Genomic DNA, 4,332 nt, shown 5'->3' with positions numbered 1-4,332 from the left:
TATCTACATTGGTAAGCATATCTGATGGAATACGGCTATTGGTTTCGATTTTTAAACCTCTTTTTTGTAAGAATAATTTAGCCGAAAAAGGGTAAAAAGTATGCGTTACTCTATCCATCATGGTCAGAATGGCGTGTAATTGATTCAGTTTTTCGGTTCGGCCATTTGTGAAAAATTCATTTAATAAATAGCTGTAAGGCTCAGGATAAAAATTGGCTGAAATGGGAGAAATACCTCTTGCACCAGATTCGAGTGAGTCGAGAGCAGTGGCAGTATCAGCGTTGTAAAGTCCAAAATTTGTTCCTTTTACGGCGGCTGATTTTCGCTCGAGTGTAATAGAGTTACAGCTTGTATCTTTGTGATACACAAAACGCCCAGTCGAAGCCATCCATTTGAGCATATCAGTACTTAAAAGACGTTTGTAAGGAACTGGACATTCATAAACTCCCAAAGGAATATTGCCTGTTTCGTTCATAATTTCCTCCAAACGGATTTTCAATACATCATCACTTTCATCGGGTTCTACGAGCATACTCGTAATCAAAATCACGGCATTTATGCCCGTATCGTATATTTTTTTGATAAAATCTGCATTTGTCGCACCGCCTCGATTAAAAGTTCCAGTGGCAACAACTGGTACTTTATCTTGACAAAACTTAACGACACTACTCGTGAGTAGCAATCGTTCTTCGGTTGTGAGTTGATACATTTCGCTCGAAAGACAGTTGGCAAACATACCATTTGAACCAGCATCAAGATACATATTAGTCAGCCTTTCTAAGCCATCTATATCAATCTGATTGTTGGATTTGAACGGTGTAATCATCACTGGCCAAAGCCCTTTGGGTAATAAATTCATTATTTAAGGAAGGTTGAATATAGTTCAGTAAAATAGACTCACTCAAGTTTTATCAAAAATACTTGCTTGGTTTTTATACCATTTGCTAAGTTTTCTAAAAGTCTGTTAAATGCAATCGTTTTTCCATCGTGCGATATAACTAAATTTGTTGGCGATGGCGTGCTTGATTTTGAAATGATTCGTATTTGCTTTTCAAAATCAAGGTCATTGATTTCTATTTCACAAATACTTCCATTCCAAATATAAAAAATGCTTTTACCCGAAGGATGCCATCGAACGCTTCCTTCAACGTCAGATTTGTGAAAAGTAATTTGTTTTGGATTCCCTCCGTTTGGTGAAATGGTAAATATTTGTTTGATATTTTTTTCATCTTTTGCCAAGAAAGCAAGCAAACTTCCTTCGAAATTTGACCTGACAATGCCAGTGCAACCTGCTTGAGAAGTTTTTGAGGTGAAAGTTAGGCGTCGTTGCGAAGCACCCTTTGGTGGTTGAGGTAATTGAGATTCCGTGCCTTCCAAAGAACCGAACTCACCATCAATTTCAATGTTTTCGGGAATATCGACTATAAAAACTTCATCAACATTTTCTCCATTTTCTGTTTTTATAGTTCCAATAAATGCACGAGCCATTTGGCGAGTACCATCTGATTTCAAATAACCATTTTTACCAACCCAACTATCTCCAGCTGCATGGCTTATTTCATCGCTTCCATTTTTCGGATTTGGCACAACTTTCACCACCAATGCCGAAAACCATTCACCCGAAAGGTTTTCTCCATCGTTTTTATCTGAAATGTTTACAGATTTTCCTTTCTTTGAAACCCCAATCGTGCGTAAGTTTTGTTTTTGAGCTGTAGCATCTTCGAGTGCCTTCATGATAGCATCGTTGTAGGTAAAGCCAATCCAGTTGCCGTCTCCGCTAAACTCGTGTCGATGGGTTCCGCCTCTCAAAGCCCCTTTTGTAAATGGAGAATTTATATCTCGGGCATCAATAAAAATTGGATTGTCGTTTCTTGACTCATCAATCATTACTCCAGTGCGTCGCCATTGTTGATAAGGATTTTTCTCGCTTACATTATTCAAGCCATGAATAAAAACAATTTGATTGGCAACTGGTGAATAGCTTGCTGCCCCAACACCTGGCCCGAATGAATGATTATTTTTTACTTCATAAACTACCTTTTTTTCGCCCGTTTTTATATTTACCTTTTCAATCTTTGCCGATGCGGCAATTCCACCTTCATCGGTGCGGGTATCATACACTAACCATTGATTATCAGGCGAAAAATTATCGTTGTTATCTAAATCGTGGTGGTAGCTTAGGGCGTTGGTTAATTGTATTTCGGGTAAAAAACGCATGGTTTTACAACTTGTCAATAAGAGAAAAATTAAAGAAAAATAGCTTCGCATAGCTTCGAGGTTATTTGTTTTGTGGCTGACTAATCACCCCCAAATATCTGCCCAGCCAGTAGGGGAGCAACCAAATATCGCCCGCACTATGCTCCGAGGTGCCATTTCCTTTTGTTCGGTCCAGATTAAACATATTGGCATTATGTCTTTGAATTGGTCGTTCATCAGGCGGTAATACTTCCTTAATGGTTTGGCTGCGGAAGTTAGTAGAAATTTTCTCAATATCCTTCCTGTGGCTATTCATAATTGTCCAGTCGACGAGGTCGAGTGGGTGTTCTTTCAAATACCAAGTAGCTTCGTTTAAATCAAAACTTTGTGTGCCTGTCACGGCAGTGAAAATATTCCATAAACCCTCTTTTTCGGGGCGTTCGGCTTGCCAATGGTCGATAATTGCTTTTTTGTAATGGGCTTTGAGCGTGTCATTGAAAGCATAACGATATAAACCCCAATAACCCAGAAAATACATTTCATCGTCGGAATGATTCCACGCATCCGACATTTTTTTACTGTGTTCGTCGGCATCTTCGGGGGCGTAACCAATTTGTTTCATTGGTCGCATCAAATTTTCAAAATAGCCGTGTTTTTGCATCAGTTCCAATGCTTTTTCTTTATAAATTGGCTTTTTTGTGAAATAATAAGCCGTTTGAAGCATTGAAATAATATTCGATGAGTTGAGTTTACGGTCGCCAACATTGGTCGGGAAAGCATTTACATAACTCGGATTCCAACGCCCCCAAGCGGTTGGTTTCCCATCATAATCAATTAAATATAAATCGTTTCGCACGATATGCCCCGTGAGTGTATCAATGAGGGCGACCGCTCGTTTTTTGAGGTCAGGGTCTTTGATGAGTTCGGCCATCGCACCATAGACAAAAATATGTCCGATAGCCTCATCGCTACTGGTGGTGGCTTTCCAGTCCCATTCTTTGTCGGGTGAATGTTGCCAGCGGTCGGGGTCGGCGAGTTGTTGAATAAATCCACTTCGCTCAAACGAACGAGCAGGAAAGCCAGCGATTGGATTGATGGAATAAAGCCTTTCCATAGCATCGAGCGATTCTCGACAGTTTTGTAAAGCATCCGCTTCTTTCGTAACCACATACCGAAAAATTTCGCTACCTAAATACATCGAAGTCCAAAGCCCATCGTTATCTGAGTCAGCCAAATAACCAGTTGCAAGATTTCCTTTTTCCATGTTATCAAGCGAGGCATTGAAACCGTTTCTTATGTGTCGGCTTCTGACTTGTTTTTCAAAGAAAGCGGCTTTATCGTGCAAAGTCATTTTCTTGAAACAAATTTGCGAAAGTCCTTTATCGCTGACAATTAAAACAGAGTGCTCTGGACCTTCGGAGATATGTTTGATTTCATTACTCGTTAGCCAGCGTTCACCATTATAATAGTCAAATTTTCCATCTTTTTTCAAGGCAAATGCTCCGTTGGTAGTGCCAAACCAAACCTTTTCACCAATACTTTTGATGGTCGTAATTTCGGTCGTCGGTAGTTTCGTTTGCTTAATGCCAATTTGCTTTTTTGTGGCAATATTTACCAAGAAATAGCCATCATTTGTACCGATATAGAGGTTTTTATCGTCTGCTGAAAAATCAAAAGCAGTAAAATCGTTTCCCTCAAAAATTACTTCGTTTTTCTTAGTTTCGGCTGAAAAAGTTGAAATTGACTTTTTGCCCAAAATCCAAAAAAGATTAGTCGAACTTTGAAACTTTAGGTCAATAATTTCATCTTTGAAATCGGATAATTTCCATAAAGTTTGAGTTTTATCAATCAACTGAAGGGCTTTTCCATTTGAAATAAGGAAATTGAAATTTTTGCCTCCAACAAATATTTTTGCATCAGAAAGCTCATGTTTGGCAAATAAACTTCCTGCCCAAGCATTGCTGAAAACTGTTTTATCATCCAGCAAGACGAATTGCTTTTCGTACAAACTAATTCCTTTGATATTTTTATTTTGAATTGTTCTGTATGTATTATCTGCAATCAGATTTCCTGCATAAAGAAATTGTCCATCGTGCGGAACTGATAAACCTGCCGATGAATATATTTTAATATTGC

General features: G+C 38.7%; 3 protein-coding genes. All 3 read right to left on the bottom strand.

The window, feature by feature from the left end; all coding sequences use genetic code 11:
- Window positions 1–859 (bottom strand): dihydrodipicolinate synthase family protein (locus ACOVO2_RS08940; RefSeq protein WP_421769628.1); only part of this gene is annotated, 859 nt, incomplete at its 3' end.
- A gap of 38 nt (window positions 860–897) precedes the next feature.
- On the bottom strand, window positions 898–2,217 hold the full coding sequence (locus ACOVO2_RS08935) for a DUF3748 domain-containing protein (RefSeq protein WP_421769627.1): 1,320 nt from the start codon (window positions 2,215–2,217) through the stop codon (window positions 898–900).
- 61 nt (window positions 2,218–2,278) lie between these two features.
- Window positions 2,279–4,332: hypothetical protein (locus ACOVO2_RS08930; protein ID WP_421769626.1), on the bottom strand; the 2,054-nt coding region annotated here is incomplete at its 5' end.

Origin of the sequence: Emticicia sp. (assembly GCF_049241225.1) — a bacterium.
Lineage (GTDB): Bacteria > Bacteroidota > Bacteroidia > Cytophagales > Spirosomataceae > Emticicia.
Note: the sequence above shows the minus strand (reverse complement) of the source record. Positions and strands in the feature narration are given on the sequence as shown.